The organism is Streptomyces sp. B1I3 (assembly GCF_030816615.1).
Taxonomy (GTDB): domain Bacteria; phylum Actinomycetota; class Actinomycetes; order Streptomycetales; family Streptomycetaceae; genus Streptomyces.
The window spans coordinates 1678158-1694443 of record NZ_JAUSYD010000001.1; the positions used below are offsets into that span (position 1 = coordinate 1678158).

Here is a 16286-nt window from a genome sequence, read left to right on the forward strand (position 1 = left end):
GCCGGCATCAACCTTTCGATTGACCGCCCCGGCGCCCCGCGCGTCTACGCTGGAACGGCCATGGACCCACGTGCGTACACCCCCGTCACCACCGCGCTGCGGCTCTGTCTGCACGCGCTGCTGGCAGGGCTGCTGCTGCTCGCCGGGCTGCGCGCGGCCGGCGAGGGCGCCCCGCACGCGACGGCCACCGTCGTACTGGCGGGGGTGATGGCCGCGATGTACGCGGCGGGCGCGCTCGCTCCGGCCGTTCAGCCGCACACCCGGGCCGCCACCGTCTGGCTCGGCGCGCTCGGCGCCGTGTGGCTGGCGCTGCTCGCCCTGTCACCCGACGCGCTGTGGGTGGCCTTCCCGCTCTACTTCCTGCAGCTGCACCTGCTGCCGTCGCGGTGGGGGCTGCCCGCCGTCGCGGTCACGGCCGCGGCTGCGATCGGCAGTTTCCTGCTGCACGGGCAGCAGGTCACGCCGGGCACCTTCATCGGTCCGCTGCTCGGTGCGGCGGTGGCCGTCACGACCGTACTGGGGTACGACGCGCTGTTCCGTGAGAGCGAGCGTCGCCGCGAACTCATCGACGAGCTCGTCTCCACCCGGGCGGAGCTCGCCGACGCGGAGCGCACCGCGGGCACCCTCGCCGAGCGGGAGCGGCTGGCCCGGGAGATCCACGACACGCTCGCCCAGGGCCTCTCCAGCATTCAGCTCCTGCTGAGGGCGGCGGAGCGTTCGCTTCCCGAGGACGCGCCGGCGACCGCGCACGTGCGGCGCGCCCGCGAGTCCGCCCAGGACAACCTGGCCGAGGCTCGCCGCTTCGTCCGGGCGCTGACCCCGCCGGCCCTCCAGCAGGGCTCCCTGACGGCGGCCCTGTCCCGCCTCTCGTCCCGTACCACTGCACCGGAACCGACCGTGCGGTTCGCGGTCAGCGGCAGGCCGGTGGAGCTGCCCACCCCGTACGAGGTGGCGCTGCTGCGCACCGCGCAGTCGGCGCTGGCCAACGCGGTGCGGCACTCGGGTGCGCGACGGGTGGAGATCACACTCAGCTTCATGGAGACGTCGGTGTCCCTGGACGTGGTGGACGACGGCCAGGGCTTCGATCCGGCCGCCGGACCGGTGGACACGGACGGTGGGGGGTTCGGGCTGCCCGCGATGCGGGCGCGGGCCAGGTCGCTGGGCGGCACGCTGAGCGTCGAGACGGGGCCGGGTCAGGGGACGGCCGTCGCCGTCACTCTGCCGCTGCCGGCCGCCGAGGGACAGGACGGACGGGTGGCGAAGGGACGCGGAAGCACCGGCAGCGGGGAGGGCAGGGCCGCATGACCGACCCCGTCAGGCTGCTGCTGGCCGACGACCACCCGGTGGTCCGGGCCGGGCTGCGCGCGGTCCTGGACACCGAACCGGACTTCCAGGTCGTCGCCGAGGCCGCCACCGCCGAACGGGCCGTCGCCCTGGCGGCGACCGGCGTGTGCGACGTGGTCCTGATGGACCTCCAGTTCGGTTCGGGTATGCACGGGGCGCAGGCCACGGCGGCGATCACCGCCGCCCCGGACGCACCGAGGGTGCTGATCCTCACCACGTACGACTCGGACGCCGACATCCTGGCCGCCGTGGAGGCGGGCGCGGGCGGCTACCTGCTGAAGGACGCCCCGCCGGAGGAGCTGGCCGCCGCCGTGCGTACGGCTGCGGCCGGCCGCTCGGCGCTCGCCCCGGCGGTCGCCCACCGGCTGATGGACCGGATGCGGACACCGGCCCAGGCGCTGACCAGGCGTGAGCTGGAGGTGCTCCAGCTGGTCGGTGAGGGCCTGTCCAACCAGCAGATCAGCAAGAGGCTGTTCCTGAGCCAGGCGACGGTGAAATCGCACCTGGTGCACGTCTACGCCAAGCTGGGCGTCGACTCGCGCACGTCGGCAGTCGCCGCGGCGACGGCTCGCCGCCTCCTCCGCCGCTGACCGGTGGCGGAAACGAGGGCGGCCCCGGCCTCGGGGACGACGCCCGCGCACCCCCTCGGGAACGACGTGCGGGCACCCGCCGCGGTGCGTCCGCGCAGCCCCGGGGTAGTGGTGTCCATGTCGCCCCTCCACACGGGCCGGTGGTATCCAGGGCTCATGTCTCACACACACCGGATTCCCCAGGTCGCCGGGCTGCTGCTCGCCGCAGGCGGCGGCCGCCGGCTGGGCGGCCGCCCGAAGGCCCTGCTGGAACACCACGGCCGCCCCCTCGTCGAGCACGCGGCCCGGGCGCTCCGCAACGGCGGGTGCGGCCCTGTCCATGTGGTGCTGGGCGCCGCCGCCGACGACGTGCGGGCGCGCGCGGACCTCGCCGGGTACGTGGTCAGCGTGAACCCGGGGTGGGAGGAGGGCATGGGATCGTCGCTGCGCACGGGGATCGAGGCGCTCGCCGATTCGGGCGCGGACGCGGTGCTCGTACTCCTGGTCGACCAGCCGGGCATCGGTGCGCAGGCGGTGGCGCGGGTCCGGTCGGCTTACCGGTCCCGGACGACCCTGGCGGCTGCCGCGTACCAGGGGGAGCGTGGCCACCCCGTCCTGTTCGGGGCCGACCGGTGGGCGGACATCGCCACGGACGCCGTGGGTGATCAGGGGGCGCGGGCCTACCTGCGCGCGCATCGCGATGCGATCACGCTCGTCGAGTGTTCCGATGTGGCGGAGGCGTTCGACATCGACACGGCGCAGGACCTGGGGCGCCTCGACTGAACGGACGGTGCACACCGTGGCACGCTGCGCCACCGGAGTCGTACATCTGTCGACCCGGAGAATCTCGACATCAACAAACCATTGAACTTCCACCATGAGGAAACTAATATCCACTGATCAGAAGCACGCAGCACGTACGCAGCGTCGTTTCCGCACCTCGACGGCACCCGCAGCCGTATCTCGGAGCCATGGCACGCAGTGCCGACCCAGGCGACCCGGCAGCTGTGGGCACCGCCGCGCCGCCCCGCTGAAGGAGTGACAGCTCATGTCCGCACCAGCGCCGTCCCCGCTGGCCATCGTCGATGCCGAGCCCCTGCCCAGGCAGGACGAGGTCCTGACCGATGCGGCCCTCGCGTTCGTGGCCGAGCTGCACCGGCAGTTCACGCCGCGGCGTGACCAGCTGCTCGCCCGCCGCGCAGAGCGCCGCGCGGAGATCGCCCGCACGTCTACGCTGGACTTCCTGCCGGAGACGGAAGCGATCCGCGTGGACGACACCTGGAAGGTCGCGCCGGCCCCGGCCGCGCTCGACGACCGCCGGGTGGAGATCACCGGTCCGACCGACCGCAAGATGACCGTCAACGCCCTGAACTCGGGCGCCAGGGTCTGGCTCGCCGACTTCGAGGACGCGTCCGCCCCCACCTGGGAGAACGTGGTCCTCGGCCAGCTCAATCTGATCGACGCCTACGCCCGGTCCATCGACTTCACCGACCCGAGGTCCGGCAAGTCGTACGCCCTGCGCCCCGCCGAGGAACTCGCGACCGTCGTCATGCGCCCGCGCGGCTGGCACCTCGACGAACGACACCTGCGGCTCGACGGAACGCCGGTGCCCGGCGCACTGGTCGACTTCGGCCTCTACTTCTTCCACAACGCCCAGCGCCTCATCGAGCTCGGCAAGGGCCCGTACTTCTACCTCCCGAAGACGGAGTCGCACCTGGAGGCACGCCTCTGGAACGACATCTTCGTCTTCGCCCAGGACTACGTCGGCATCCCGCAGGGCACCGTGCGGGCGACCGTCCTGATCGAGACGATCACCGCGGCGTACGAGATGGAGGAGATCCTCTACGAGCTCCGCGACCACGCCTCCGGGCTGAACGCGGGCCGCTGGGACTACCTCTTCTCCATCGTCAAGAACTTCCGTGACGGCGGCCGGAAGTTCGTCCTGCCGGACCGCAACCTCGTCACGATGACCGCCCCGTTCATGCGGGCGTACACCGAACTCCTCGTCCGCACCTGCCACAAGCGCGGCGCGCACGCCATCGGCGGCATGGCCGCCTTCATCCCCTCGCGCCGCGACGCCGAGGTCAACAAGGTCGCCTTCGAGAAGGTCAAGGCCGACAAGGACCGCGAGGCGAACGACGGCTTCGACGGCTCATGGGTCGCCCACCCGGACCTGGTCCCGATCGCGATGGCCTCGTTCGACGCGGTCCTCGGCGCCAAACCGAACCAGAAGGACCGGCTGCGCGACGACGTCTCGGTGGCTGCGGGCGACCTGATCGCCATCGACAGCCTGGACGCCAGGCCCACGTACGACGGCCTGCGCAACGCCGTCGCGGTCGGCATCCGGTACATCGAGGCGTGGCTGCGGGGCATGGGCGCGGTCGCCATCTTCAACCTGATGGAGGACGCGGCCACCGCCGAGATCTCGCGCTCGCAGATCTGGCAGTGGATCAACGCGGACGTCGTCTTCGAGAACGGCGAGCACGCCACGGCGGACCTGGCCCGCAAGGTCGCGGCCGAGGAGCTCACCACCATCCGCGCGGAGATCGGCGACGAGGCCTTCGCCGCCGGCCGCTGGCAGCAGGCCCACGACCTCCTGCTCCAGGTCTCCCTTGACCAGGACTACGCGGACTTCCTGACGCTGCCGGCGTACGAGCAGCTGCGCGGCTGACACGGACCGAGGCGCCGCCCCGCAGGCCGCAGGCCCGGGGTGGCGTTTCTCTGCTCCCGCCGCCGTACCGGACAGCATGGCGCAGACGGGCAGGTCTCCGACCACGCCCCCGTGATCGGCCGTCCGCCGCCGTGTCAACGCGGTGGCGGCCACACGTGGGACTGAGCGGGCAGTCGGTGTAATCGCCCACCAAGCGCGTTAACCGCCGCGGGCACCGAGGGAGAGACCGGGGGAAAGAAGGTCGGCGCACGTCACACCTCGTCACACCTCCGTGCGCCCCGCGCCCCGCGAAACGGAGTAGTGCGCCATGCAGTGCGCCATGCCGCCCGGCCTCGACACCTACCTGGACGACATCCAGGGCTCCGTCTCACCCGACCCGGGTTCCCTCACGAACACCGGCGCGTAGCAGGTGGCCCCGGAGGAGGCAGGAGGCACCGCTGACGACCGCGGTCCGCGGACGGAACGGAAGGCCGCGCCCGGGAAGGGCGGCGACGGCGCCCCGCCCCAGGCCGGGGTCATCGGTATCGGGCTGGCCGCCGTGCTGACGTTCTCCCTGGCGGATGGCGCCTGGGAATGGTTCGCCACGTACATCGGGGTGACGCTCCTCGCGGTGGTCTTCTCCTTCAACCGCCTGCCGAGGTCGAAGCCCGGCCTGCGTTCCTCGTACATGAGCACCCTGTCGGCGTTCTCGATGGTCGTGGGCCTGTGTGTCGCGATCGCACTGGCCCCGGCGCTGCAGCGATCGGCATGGCTCTTCCCGATGCCAGGCACGCGCGACGGGTGCCGGCACCAGGGGGCGTACGAACGGCTCCGCACGGAGGCCTCGCTGGCCGGCCTCGCCGGTCGTGACAAGGCCGCCCTGGCCTACGCCCAGGACGCGCAGGGGCAGAACGCCGTCGCCGACTGCCTGGCACACGTCACGACCCTGTGGCTGCCGGTGTACGGGCTCGGGGCGTCCGTACTGGTGGGTCTTGGGGCATGGTTCTTCGACCGTGCCCGGGCACGGAGGGAAGCAGCCGCGGCTGCCCGGAGCCCCCACCGGAGCTGACCAGGGGAGCGGTCCTCCCCGCCGCGGATTCCCGTCGGCTCCGAGGTCGGCCGCGGCGGCGATGTTGCGTCCGGGCGGGACGGGGTACTCGGCGCTTCTCAAGCATCACCGACGGGAGACACCATGGCATCCGAGCCCTTCGAAGCGGCGGACAACAACGAGGAAGGCACCGGAGACGCGCGCGAGGCGAACGGCTACTCGCCCGGTGAGGACATCCCCCTGCGGGGCTATGCCACGCTGGCGGGGGTCTACGCCGGCAGCGTGGCACTCTTCACCCTGGCCGCCCGGGCATCGGGGCGTTCACTGCCTGCCCGCATCCCCCTGCAAGATCTGCTGCTGCTCGGAGCGGCCACCTACAAGGCATCACGGCTCGTCACCAAAGCCAAGATCACCAGCTTCGTACGGGCTCCGTTCACCCGCCGTGAGGGAGCCATCAGTGCGAGCGAGGTCATGGACGAGCCGCGCGGGCACGGTCTGCGGCTGGCCACCGGCGAGCTGCTCGCCTGCCCGTTCTGCCTGTCGACCTGGGTCGCCGGTTCGCTGGTCTGCGGATACGTCGTAGCTCCCCGCGCCACTCGGCTCGTCGCCGGTGGCCTGAGCGCCGTCATGATCTCCGACTGGCTGCAGTACGCGTGGAGCTTCACGCAGGAACGCGCGGAGGGCTGAGTCCGGGCTGTACACGCGTGGGTCCGGGCTGCCCACGTCAGCCCGGGCCGCACACGGCCGTACATGTGGGTCCGGGCCGCACACGGCCGCACACGTCAGTCGGGGCTGCACACCGCCGTCGGCCGAGGGCAAACCGGCCCGGCGCTTACCGGCCGGGCGGATCAGCGGCACGGCGGCCGCGCTCGTCGGCCCCTCCGCCCCGGCCCCACCGCCGTGGGTCGAAACGGTGCGCATCCCGGTATGAGCGTGCCCCGCGGGACGTACGGGGCCGGGAGGCATCGCACGCCGTACCTGCGTACCCGGCCCGCGACCCCCGGCCGGTCGGTCGGTGCGCGCCGGGCTCTTGGCTCCGGGACGGGCCCGTGGCTGCGGACCGGGCCCGTGGCTCCGGGAGGGGCCGTGGCTCCGGGACGGGGTCAGCCGCGCAGGACGACCGTGCGCTGGGCCGAGAAATCGCCCCACGTCCCGTCGGGGAGCTTGGGCCGGATCTTGAGCGAGTAGCGGGTGCCGGGCGGGTCGGGAAGGGTGAGCCGGTAGGTCGCCCGGCCGGCGGGAGGGTTGCCACCCCAGACGATCGTGGTGGTCATCTTCCCGTTCAGGAACAGCTGGTACGCGGGGATGGTGCCGCCGGTGTCCGGCTGATCCCAGGACAGGTCGACCGCGAACTCCCCGCCCTCGGCCGTCGTCCTGGTGCGCAGGCCGGTGGGCGCGGTGCTCGCCGGGGCTGCGGGGGCGGACGGGGTGGTGAGGTCGATGGCGTTGCTGTCCGGTGAGGACTTCTCGGACGCGTCACGGGCCCGGACGGTGAAGGTGTAGACGGTGCCGGGCCGCAGTCCGGTGAGCCGGGCCGTGGTGCCGGTGCCCGCGACACTGTGGATCCTGGAGTCCTCCTGGTAGACGTCGTACGAGGTCACGCCCACGTCGTCCGTGGAGCCGCCCCAGGACAGGGTTACCGTCCGGCCGCCGCCGCCGGCCGTGCCCCGCAGTTCGACGGGCGCGGTCGGCGGCGTCGCGTCGGCGGGTGCCGCGGCGGGAGTGGTGACGGGAACGGCGGTGCTCGGCGCGGAGACGTTCCCGGCGGCGTCGCGTGCTCTCACGGTGAAGGTGTAGGCCGTGGAGGCGGTCAGACCGTCGACGTCCGTCATCAGCTTCGCCGCGTCCACCGATGCGGCCTTCTTCCCCTCGCGGTAGACGTCGTAACCGGTGATCCCCTCGTTGTCCGAGGCCCGCTCCCACATCACGTGGGCGGAGGTGGCGCTGCCCGCCTGTGCTGTCACCCCCTCGGGAGCTGTCGGTTTCCTGGTGTCCGCTTCCGCGGCTCCGGCGCACGCGGTGAGCGTGGCGAGGAGCAGGGCGGAGCAGGCGAACGCGGTGCGCGCGTGGGGGCTTTGCACTGTGATGCCTTCCATCCGACAGGAATGGTCCAGACCTATATGCCATGCGGGTGGGGGCGCCGACAAGGGGGTGGATCGGAACGTTCCGCAATGTCCGTGATGAGTTTCGGGCTCGGGCGCGGTCTGAAAGGCATGGATACGCATGAGGGAACCCCACCCGGCCTCGCTCTCGGACCGGAGGCGCGGCAGATCCGCGAGCTGATCGCCTCCGTCGAGGACCGGCAGCTGGACGGCCCGACGCCCTGTCCTGAGTCCTCGGTACGGGAGCTGCTCGGGCACCTGCTCGGGCTGACCGTCGCCTTCCGCGACGCGGCACGCAAGAACTTCGGGCCCACCACCGACACCTCGCCGGCAGCGGCCCTGCCGGTGCTCCCCGCCGACTGGCGCACGGCACTGCCGCCCCTGCTGGACGAGCTGGTCACGGCCTGGCGCTCGCCGGCCGCCCTCGAGGGCATGACCCGGGCGGGCGGGGTGGATCTGCCCGGCGCGGTCGCCGGTGCGGTCGTACGGAACGAGCTGCTGGTGCACGGCTGGGACCTGGCCAGGTCGACCGGACAGACGTTCCGGGCGGACGAGGCGAGCCTGCGCGCGTCGGAGGCGATGCCGGCACCCGGGGACGACGACAGGTCCGGGCCCGACACGATCTTCGGCCCTCCGGTCCCCGTCCCGGCCGACGCGCCGCTGGTCGACCGGGTGATCGCCCTGAGCGGGCGCCGGCCCGACTGGCAGCCGGGCGGTTGAGGGCGCCGCGCGCCGCGGAGGGCTTCATGGGGCCGCGCGTGCACTCCAGCGCGCGGGTCCACGCACCCCGCCCGGGCTCCACGTGCGTTCTACGCACCCCGCCCGGGCTTCACGTGCGTTCTACGCACCCCGCCCGGGCTCCACCCGGGTCGCACGTGCCCCGCCAGGCTCCACGAGCCCCGCGCGGCCGACGGCCCGTCGCACCCGGGGCACCGCCTCAGCTGGTGAAGAACTCCGTGATCCGGGCCGCGAACTGACCGGGGTCCCGCTCGTGCGGCCGGTGGCCGCCGCCCAGGGTGATCAGCTCGGAGTCCGGGATCAGGGTCGCCAGGTCGGCCAGCCGATCCTGCGGCATGGTGCTCTCCGGACCTCCGGCGAGGATCAGCGTGGGAGCGACGATCTGCCCGAGCTCCTCCTCCCACCGCGGGTCGGGGCCGGCCACCTGGGCCGCTACGGCGGGTACCACGTTCTCGTCGTAGTCCACCGGACCCGACGGGCTGAACTCGGCGCCCGGCTCCCCGGGGAAGGGCGGCGGGGTCTCCACCAGGACCAGCCGCTCCACCCGGTCCGCGTGCTCCTCTGCCAGGAGGTAGGCGACCACTCCGCCCATCGAATGCCCGACGAGGCCGACACGGTCGAGTTCGAGCTCGTCGAGGAAACCGAGGACGTCGTCCCGCATCTGCTCGAAGCCGTACTCGTCCGGCCAGTCGCTCTCACCGTGCCCGCGCAGATCCAGGGCGTACACCCGCCACTCCGCACCGAGCAGGCCGCCCACCGCCTCCCAGCTCGCGGACGAGCCGCCGAGGCCGTGCAGCAGGACGACGGGCGAGCCGAACGGGTCACCCCAGGCCCGGTACGCCAGCCGCACGTCGCCGACATCCACAACAGACTGATCTTCCATGCCCCGAACGCTACAGGCGCCGGACGTCCGCCGGCTCCGGCCCCCGGCCTGGCACGCTTGGTCGCGTGAAGCTCAGAAGTCTCGCCCTCGCCACCGCCCTGGCCCTCGCCCTGACCGGCTGTTCCGGATCCGGCTCCGACGCCCCGGAGAAGGGGCTCGGCGACCCCGCGATGAAGGACATCGCGATGCAGCTGGTCTCCAGCGCGGAGAACTCCTCGCTGGACTGGAAGGCCCAGTACGGCTACATCGAGGACATCGGCGACGGCCGCGGCTACACCGCCGGCATCATCGGATTCTGCTCCGGCACCGGCGACATGCTGAAGGTCGTCCAGCGGTACGCGGCCACGCGCCCCGGCAACGCGCTGGAGCGTTTCATGCCGGCACTGCGCGCGGTGCGGGGCAGCGACTCGCACGAAGGGCTCGGCGCGGCGTTCACCCGGGCCTGGGAGGAAGCCGCGGCGGACCGGGCGTTCCGCGCGGCCCAGGACGCGGAGCGTGACGACGGGTACTTCGATCCGGCGGTCGCCCGCGCCGAGGCCGACGGCCTCAGCGCCCTGGGCCAGTTCGTCTACTACGACGCCTACGTGATGCACGGTTACGCCGACGCGAAGGGCACGGTCGGCTTCCGGACGATACGCGCCCAGGCCCTCGCCGCTGCCGATCCGCCGTCCGAGGGAGGCGACGAGGAGGCGTATCTGAACGCCTTCCTCGACGCCAGGGTGGCCGCGATCCGCAAGGAGCCCTCCCACGGCGACGCCAGCCGGGTGGAGACCGCGCAACGCGTCTTCGTACGCGAAGGCAAACTTCAGCTGGAGACTCCGCTGGCCTGGCGGGTGTACGGCGAGAGTTTCCGCATCGACAAGGCGTAAACACCCGATGGGTGGGCGCTCGAAGCATCCGCCGGACACTTCGCGTACGCCGGTTGCCCGGCACCTGACCTGCACACACGTCGGCAGCCGAGGCCTACCTCCGGGCCGTTACCGGAAGCGGTGGCTCCCGTTCTGACCGGTGGAGGCACACAATCGCGTGGGGTCTCGCAGCCCCAGGGAGACAGTCCACTGATCAAGAAGATGTTTCTGACCGCAATGGCTCTCGCCGCCGGTCCCAGCCTCGCCGTGAACCCCACCTCGGCACCGTGAACCGGGGCCAGAACCTCGACCACCGGGGCCAGCAGGGCAACTGGGTCATGGGCAACCTCTGGGGCGGCCCCACCGGCGTCTGGATCCACGTGGCCTACCTCGACTGCTGAGAGTAACGACGCCGGGTCCCGCACCCACACCTGGTGCGGGGCTCTTTCGCGTGCAGGGACGTTTCCGCTCGCCCGTGCCGGGGGTCTGTACCGCACCGCCGGGGCCTGATAGGAAAGCTTCCTAACAGAACAATGGAACGACGAACTCCCTTTGGAGGTCTGGTGCTCCACCCCCACAATGGCACCGCACGTCGCACCATCCGTCCCACACGTTTCACTCGACCCTTCGGTCTCGCCGTGGCCGCCCTCGGGCTGACGCTCACCGCGATTCCGGTCACCGCCCACGCCGGCGCCCCCACGCCGCCGGCCGCTCATCACCTGGAGGCAGCCACGGCCGGGCTCGACGACCCCGCTAAGAAGGACATCGCGATGCAGCTGGTCTCCAGCGCGGAGAACTCCTCGCTCGACTGGAAGGCCCAGTACGGCTACATCGAGGACATCGGCGACGGCCGCGGCTACACCGCCGGCATCATCGGATTCTGCTCCGGCACCGGCGACATGCTCGACCTGGTCGAGCGGTACACGGACCGTGCGCCGGGCAACGTCCTCGCGGCGTACCTGCCCGCCCTGCGCGCGGTGGACGGCACCGACTCCCACGAGGGACTCGACCCCGGTTTCACCGGGGACTGGGCCCGAGCCGCGCCGGACCCCGTGTTCGAGCAGGCGCAGAACGACGAGCGGGACCGGGTGTACTTCGACCCGGCGGTCCGCCAGGGCAAGGCCGACGGCCTGGGCACACTCGGTCAGTTCGCGTACTACGACGCCATCGTCATGCACGGCGGAGGCGGCGACAGCACGAGCTTCGGCTCCATCCGGCAGATGGCTCTGGACCGGGCCCTGCCCCCGTCGCAGGGCGGCGACGAGGTCGCCTACCTCGACGCGTTCCTGGACGCGCGGGTCTGGGCGATGAAGCAGGAGGAGGCCCATTCGGACACCAGCCGCGTCGACACGGCCCAGCGGCTCTTCCTGCGGAACGGCAATCTGGATCTGGACCCGCCTCTGGACTGGCGGGTCTACGGCGACAGCTTCCACATCGGCTGACGCCGGCCGTTCGCGGTGCGCGTACCGCGGTTCCCGCGCGGGGCCGCCGTACGCGCACCGGTCGGGTCAGGGGGCCACGGGCAGGGCCATGGGGTCCTTCGGCTGTTCGCTGTCCGCGGCTTCCCCGTCCGCCGCCTCCCCGCCCGGGGCCCGGTCGGCGCCCGGTTCCCGCCCCAGGTGGTTGAAGGCGAGGTTCAGCAGGATCGCCACGACACAGCCCGTGGAGATGCCCGAGTCGAGGACGACGAGCAGGTCCTCGGGGAAGGCGTGGTAGAAGTCCGGCGCGGCGATCGGGATGAGGCCGACGCCGACGGCGGCGGCGACGATCAGCGCGTTCTCGCCCTTCTCCAGGGCCGCGGCGGCCAGGGTCTGGATGCCGCTCGCGGCGACCGAGCCGAACAGCACGATCCCGGCGCCGCCGAGGACCGGCAGCGGCACGAGGGCGATGACGGACGCGGCGACGGGTACGAGTCCCAGCACCACCAGGATGACGCCCCCGGCGGCGACGACGAACCGGCTGCGGACCTTGGTCATCGCGACCAGCCCGATGTTCTGGGCGAAGGCGCTGCACATGAAGCCGTTGAAGAGCGGGCTGACTGCGCTTCCCAGGGTGTCGGCGCGCAGACCGCCCTCGATGGTCCGCTCGTCCGCCGGCCGGTCGACGATCTTGCCGAGTGCCAGCATGTCGGCGGTGGACTCGGTCATGCAGACCAGCATGACGATGCACATCGAGACGATCGCGGCGATCTCGAACTGCGGGGCGCCGAAGTGGAACGGCGTCGGGAAGCCGACCAGGTCGGCGTCGCCCAGGGCCCCGAAGTCGGTGATGCCCACCGGGATCGCGATCAGGGTGCCGATGACCAGGCCGAGCAGGATCGCGATCTGCTGGAGGAAACCGCGCAGCAGCTTGCGCAGGGCCAGCACGATCACGAGGGTGACCGCGGCCATGATGATGTTGGTCGTCGAGCCGTAGTCGTCGGCGGTCGCGTTGCCGCCCTGCGACCAGTTGAAGGCGACCGGCAGGAGCGAGACGCCGATCAGTGTGATGACGGTGCCGGTGACGACCGGCGGGAAGAACCGCACGAGTTTGCAGAAGTACGGTGCGAGGAGGAAGCCGAGGAGGCTGGCGACGATGATCGCGCCGAAGATGACGGCGATGCCGTCGTGCCCCCGGTCCTTGCCGATCGCGATCATCGGGGTGACCCCGGCGAACGAGACCCCGTTGACGAACGGCAGCCGGGCGCCGATGCGCCAGAAGCCGAGGGTCTGGAGCAGGGTGGCTATGCCCGCGGTGAAGAGGCTCGCCCCCATGAGGAAGGCGGTCTCCTTCGCGCTGAGACCCACGGCGGGTCCCACGATCATGGGCGGGGCCACCACACCCGCGTACATCGCGGCCACGTGCTGGAGGCCGCTGGTGAACATCCTGAGGGGCGGGAGCGTTTCGTCGACCGGATGTTTCCGGCCGGGCCCGGCCGGGTCTGTCCGGCCGGATCCGCCGGGGTCGTCCCCGCCGGGTCCGGCAGGGTCTTTCCGGTCGGGTCCTTCGACTGCGTCCTTGCGAAACCTGGGCGTGGCTGCCACGGCTTCCTCCGGTCGGGTACACGTCGGCGACGTGGGTGTCAGGGAGGTGGTGCTGAGTGGTGCGTTGGTACAGGTCGTGCAGCTGGTGCGGGCAGCTCGGTGCACCTGCGCGGGTGCGCGTACGCGAGGTACGCGCACCCGCGCGGGCTGCCGTGGGCCTGTCGGTCCACGGCGGCCGGTCGAGGGCCGTCCCCCTCGGCCGGCCTGTCGGGGGGAGCCGTCAGGCCCCGGCGGCGATCTGCGCCAGACGCCGTGCCTCGTCGCGGGTCGCGCGGGCGATGGCGTCCTCGTCCACCGTGGTCAGGTGGCTGTCCTCGACGACGGGCCTGCCGTCGACGAGGGAGAGGGTGACGGGGGCCGCGGCGCCGAAGACGAGCGCGGTCACCGGGTCGGCGATGGAGGCGTGCGCGAGGGTGTCCAGCTTCCACAGGACGAGGTCGGCGAGCTTGCCCGCCTCGAGGGAGCCGATCTGGTCGGCGCGGCCGAGGACCTGTGCGCCGCCGTAGGTACCGAGGCGCAGCGCCTGGCGTGCGTCGAGGGCCTTCTCGCGGTGGGCGCCGAGGCGGTTGATGAGGAGGGCGTTGCGCAGCTCGGTGTGGAGTTCGCCGGATTCGTTGGACGCGGTGCCGTCGACGCCGAGCCCGACCGGTACACCGGCGGCGAGCATGTCGGGGACGCGGGCGATGCCCGCGGCGAGGCGGGCGTTGGAGGACGGGCAGTGCGCCACGCCCGTGCCGGTACGCGCGAAGGCGGCGATGTCGGAGTCGTTCATGTGGACGCAGTGCGCCATCCACACGTCGTCGCCGAGCCAGCCCGTCGACTCGAAGTAGTCGGTCGGGCCCATGCCGAACAGCTCCTTGCAGAACTGTTCCTCCTCGACGGTCTCCGAGCCGTGGGTGTGCAGCCGTACGCCCCGGCGGCGGGCCAGTTCCGCGCCCTGCCTGAGCAGTTCGGTGGAGACCGAGAAGGGTGAGCAGGGTGCGACGGCGATCTGTGTCATCGCGTCGAAGGAGGCGTCGTGGTGGGCGTCGATGGTGGCCTCGGTCGCGGCGAGCGCCCCTTCCAGGGATTCGACGGCGAAGTCCGGCGGCAGCCCGCCGTCCTTCTCGCTGCGGTCCATGGAGCCGCGGGCGAGGGTGAACCGTACGCCCATGTCGCGGGCGGCGCCGATGATGGCGCCGGAGAGATCGCCGGAGCCCCGCGGATAGACGTAGTGGTGGTCCATCGCGGTGGTGACGCCGCCGCGGGCCATCATGGCGAGCGAACCCTGCGCGGCGGCCCGGGCCATCGGCTCGTCGATGCGCGCCCACGTCGGGTACAGGGCGACCAGCCAGTCGAAGAGGTTGTGGTCGGTCGCCAGGCCCCTGGTGATCCACTGGTAGAAGTGGTGATGGGTGTTGACGAGGCCGGGCGTGACGAGGTGGCCGGTGCCGTCGATGCGCCGTACGACGTCGGCGAGGCCCTGCGGAGCCTTGCCCGCCCCGACGGACTCTATGCGGTTGCCCGCCACGACGATGTGCCCGGAAGCGTATTCGGTGTCGTGGGCGTCGACGGTGGCGATGGAGCAGTTCTCGATGACGGTGCGCTGTGGGTCTGCCGATGCTGCCATGGCGCTTCCTTCTTCTTTCCCGGGATGTATGGGCACGGCAGGACCCTAGGAGGATTTGAGTGCCACAGCGTTGCGGCTGTGGGTGCCGAGATGGTGGAAGAACAGGTTGAGCAGGACCGCGACGAGCGCTCCCGCACTGATTCCGGAGCCGAGCACGGTCTGCGCCCAGGAGGGGAATCCGGCGTAGAAGGCGGGTGCGGCGAGGGGGATGATGCCCGCACCGAGTGCCACCGCGACGAGGATGATGTTGGAGCTGTCGTCGAGGCCGGCTTCGGACAGGGTCCTGATGCCGCTCACCGCGATCGAGCCGAAGAGGACGATGCCGGCGCCGCCGAGCACGGGCATCGGGACGAGTGAGACGACCGCGCCGAGCACGGGGAAGGCGCCCAGGACCAGCAGGACACCGCCCGCAGCCGCCACGACGTAGCGGCTGCGCACCCGGGTCAGCGACACGACGCCGACGTTCTGCGCGAAGGCGCTGGTGGGGAAACCTCCGAAGACGGGCCCGAGGAGGGTGGCGATGCCGTCGGTGCGCAGCCCGCGCGTGATGGTGGCGCCGTCGGTGCGGCGTTCACAGATCTCGCCGAGCGCGAGCATGCTCGCGGAGGACTCCGTCATCAGCACCAGCATCACGATGCAGAGCGAGAGGATCGCGGCGGGCTGGAACTCGGGGGCGCCGAACGCGAAGGGCGTGGGCAGGGCGGCGACGGGTGCGGACCCGAGTGCGGAGAAGTCGGCGAGCCCGAACGGAATGGCCGCCAGCGTGCCGATGAACATGCCCGCGAGCAGGGCGACCTGCTTGACGAAGCCGCGCCCGAACCGCTGGATCAGCAGGATGACGACGAGGGTGAAGGCGGCCAGCGCCAGGTACTTCATCGAGCCGAAGTCGGCGGCCGTGGCGTCGCCGCCCTGCGCCCAGGAGACCGGTACGGGCATCAGGGTGACCCCGATGAGGGTGATGACGACGCCGGTGACGAGCGGCGGGAAGAACCGCAGCAGTCGTCCGAAGAAGGGCCCGACGGCCAGGCAGAAGGCGCCTGCGACGATCACCGCGCCATAGATGGCGGGGAGTTGGTGGCCGTCCGCGCTGGTCTCGGCGATGGCGAGCATCGGGGCGATGCCCGCGGAGGAAGCCGCGTTGACGAAGGGCAGCCGGTTCCCGGCGAAACGGCCGGCGCCGAGGGTCTGCAGGAGGGTGGCGAGCCCGGCGATCAGCAGGCTCGCAGCGATCAGGCGGGTCATGCCGGCGGTGTCCAGTCCGGCCGCCTGCCCGATGATGAGCGGAGGGGTGACGACGCCCGCGTACATGGCGGCGATGTGCTGGAGCGCGGCGGGGACGAGCCGCGGGGGCGGGAGCTTTTCGTCCACCGGGTGAACTGCCGTTCCAGCAGCGGCCGGTGGTGCGGTACATGGGCCTTTCACCGGCCCCGTTGCAGGCTGTGCCATGGGATTTCCCTCCGGGATGACCGGCC

14 protein-coding genes are annotated in these 16286 nt (G+C 71.8%); 9 read left to right on the forward strand and 5 right to left on the reverse strand.

Annotated elements, in window-relative coordinates; translation table 11 throughout:
* The first annotated feature begins 60 nt into the window (after positions 1–60).
* The 6 genes from QFZ58_RS07780 (at position 61) to QFZ58_RS07805 (ending at position 6298) form a co-directional block, all read left to right on the forward strand.
* A complete protein-coding gene (locus QFZ58_RS07780; RefSeq protein ID WP_307124178.1) occupies positions 61–1305 on the forward strand; it encodes a sensor histidine kinase in 1245 nt (414 codons plus the stop codon).
* Positions 1302–1934, forward strand: coding sequence for a response regulator transcription factor (locus tag QFZ58_RS07785; protein ID WP_307124179.1), 633 nt, complete (start codon positions 1302–1304; stop codon positions 1932–1934). The genes QFZ58_RS07780 and QFZ58_RS07785 overlap by 4 nt, the downstream gene beginning before the upstream one ends.
* Before the next feature lie 156 nt (positions 1935–2090).
* Positions 2091–2696, forward strand: coding sequence for a nucleotidyltransferase family protein (locus QFZ58_RS07790; RefSeq protein ID WP_307124180.1), 606 nt, complete (start codon positions 2091–2093; stop codon positions 2694–2696).
* Positions 2697–2961: 265 nt separating this feature from the next.
* Complete coding sequence (gene aceB / locus QFZ58_RS07795; RefSeq protein ID WP_307124181.1) at positions 2962–4584, forward strand: malate synthase A; 1623 nt, start codon at positions 2962–2964, stop codon at positions 4582–4584.
* Positions 4585–4993: 409 nt separating this feature from the next.
* Positions 4994–5632 (forward strand): hypothetical protein, encoded by a 639-nt coding sequence (locus QFZ58_RS07800; protein WP_307124182.1) that lies wholly within the window; start codon positions 4994–4996, stop codon positions 5630–5632.
* Positions 5633–5755: 123 nt separating this feature from the next.
* Positions 5756–6298, forward strand: a complete 543-nt coding sequence (locus QFZ58_RS07805) for a DUF1360 domain-containing protein (RefSeq protein WP_307124183.1) — start codon at positions 5756–5758, stop codon at positions 6296–6298.
* Between the two features lie 416 nt (positions 6299–6714).
* On the opposite strand, the gene QFZ58_RS07810 is transcribed toward QFZ58_RS07805, so the two are convergent.
* The gene (locus tag QFZ58_RS07810; RefSeq protein WP_307124184.1) at positions 6715–7707 is read right to left on the reverse strand and encodes a fibronectin type III domain-containing protein; all 993 of its coding nucleotides are present in this window, start codon (positions 7705–7707) and stop codon (positions 6715–6717) included.
* A gap of 117 nt (positions 7708–7824) precedes the next feature.
* Here QFZ58_RS07810 and QFZ58_RS07815 point away from each other — a divergent pair, with 117 nt between their 5' ends.
* Positions 7825–8433 carry a TIGR03086 family metal-binding protein gene (locus tag QFZ58_RS07815; protein WP_307124185.1) on the forward strand — a complete coding sequence of 203 codons (609 nt, stop codon included), beginning with the start codon at positions 7825–7827 and terminating at the stop codon, positions 8431–8433.
* Positions 8434–8650: 217 nt separating this feature from the next.
* Here the strand turns inward: QFZ58_RS07815 and QFZ58_RS07820 are convergent, their stop codons facing one another.
* Entirely contained in the window at positions 8651–9334 is a 684-nt protein-coding gene (locus tag QFZ58_RS07820) for an alpha/beta fold hydrolase (RefSeq protein WP_307124186.1), read from the reverse strand.
* Positions 9335–9399: 65 nt separating this feature from the next.
* Between QFZ58_RS07820 and QFZ58_RS07825 the strand changes: the two genes are divergently transcribed.
* The gene (locus QFZ58_RS07825; protein ID WP_307124187.1) at positions 9400–10203 is read left to right on the forward strand and encodes a chitosanase; all 804 of its coding nucleotides are present in this window, start codon (positions 9400–9402) and stop codon (positions 10201–10203) included.
* A 512-nt stretch (positions 10204–10715) separates the two neighbouring features.
* The gene (locus QFZ58_RS07830; RefSeq protein WP_373428531.1) at positions 10716–11624 is read left to right on the forward strand and encodes a chitosanase; all 909 of its coding nucleotides are present in this window, start codon (positions 10716–10718) and stop codon (positions 11622–11624) included.
* Positions 11625–11690: 66 nt separating this feature from the next.
* Here QFZ58_RS07830 and QFZ58_RS07835 read toward each other — a convergent pair whose 3' ends face one another.
* The 3 genes from QFZ58_RS07835 to QFZ58_RS07845 all read right to left on the reverse strand — a co-directional run bounded on the left by QFZ58_RS07835 (position 11691) and on the right by QFZ58_RS07845 (position 16260).
* Positions 11691–13205 (reverse strand): nucleobase:cation symporter-2 family protein, encoded by a 1515-nt coding sequence (locus QFZ58_RS07835; protein ID WP_307124189.1) that lies wholly within the window; start codon positions 13203–13205, stop codon positions 11691–11693.
* Between the two features lie 220 nt (positions 13206–13425).
* On the reverse strand, positions 13426–14814 hold the full coding sequence (locus QFZ58_RS07840) for an 8-oxoguanine deaminase (protein WP_307124190.1): 1389 nt from the start codon (positions 14812–14814) through the stop codon (positions 13426–13428).
* Positions 14815–14859: 45 nt separating this feature from the next.
* Positions 14860–16260, reverse strand: a complete 1401-nt coding sequence (locus tag QFZ58_RS07845; protein WP_307124191.1) for a nucleobase:cation symporter-2 family protein — start codon at positions 16258–16260, stop codon at positions 14860–14862.
* Positions 16261–16286 lie beyond the last annotated feature (26 nt).

Excerpts from the sequence above, each read along its gene's own strand:
- QFZ58_RS07780 (WP_307124178.1), top strand. The coding sequence starts at position 61 with ATGGACCCACGTGCGTACACCCCCGTCACCACCGCGCTGCGGCTCTGT.
- QFZ58_RS07785 (WP_307124179.1), top strand. The coding sequence starts at position 1,302 with ATGACCGACCCCGTCAGGCTGCTGCTGGCCGACGACCACCCGGTGGTC.
- QFZ58_RS07790 (WP_307124180.1), top strand. The coding sequence starts at position 2,091 with ATGTCTCACACACACCGGATTCCCCAGGTCGCCGGGCTGCTGCTCGCC.
- aceB (WP_307124181.1), top strand. The coding sequence starts at position 2,962 with ATGTCCGCACCAGCGCCGTCCCCGCTGGCCATCGTCGATGCCGAGCCC.
- QFZ58_RS07805 (WP_307124183.1), top strand. The coding sequence starts at position 5,756 with ATGGCATCCGAGCCCTTCGAAGCGGCGGACAACAACGAGGAAGGCACC.
- QFZ58_RS07810 (WP_307124184.1), bottom strand. The coding sequence starts at position 7,707 with ATGGAAGGCATCACAGTGCAAAGCCCCCACGCGCGCACCGCGTTCGCC.
- QFZ58_RS07815 (WP_307124185.1), top strand. The coding sequence starts at position 7,825 with ATGGATACGCATGAGGGAACCCCACCCGGCCTCGCTCTCGGACCGGAG.
- QFZ58_RS07820 (WP_307124186.1), bottom strand. The coding sequence starts at position 9,334 with ATGGAAGATCAGTCTGTTGTGGATGTCGGCGACGTGCGGCTGGCGTAC.
- QFZ58_RS07830 (WP_373428531.1), top strand. The coding sequence starts at position 10,716 with ATGGAACGACGAACTCCCTTTGGAGGTCTGGTGCTCCACCCCCACAAT.
- QFZ58_RS07840 (WP_307124190.1), bottom strand. The coding sequence starts at position 14,814 with ATGGCAGCATCGGCAGACCCACAGCGCACCGTCATCGAGAACTGCTCC.
- QFZ58_RS07845 (WP_307124191.1), bottom strand. The coding sequence starts at position 16,260 with ATGGCACAGCCTGCAACGGGGCCGGTGAAAGGCCCATGTACCGCACCA.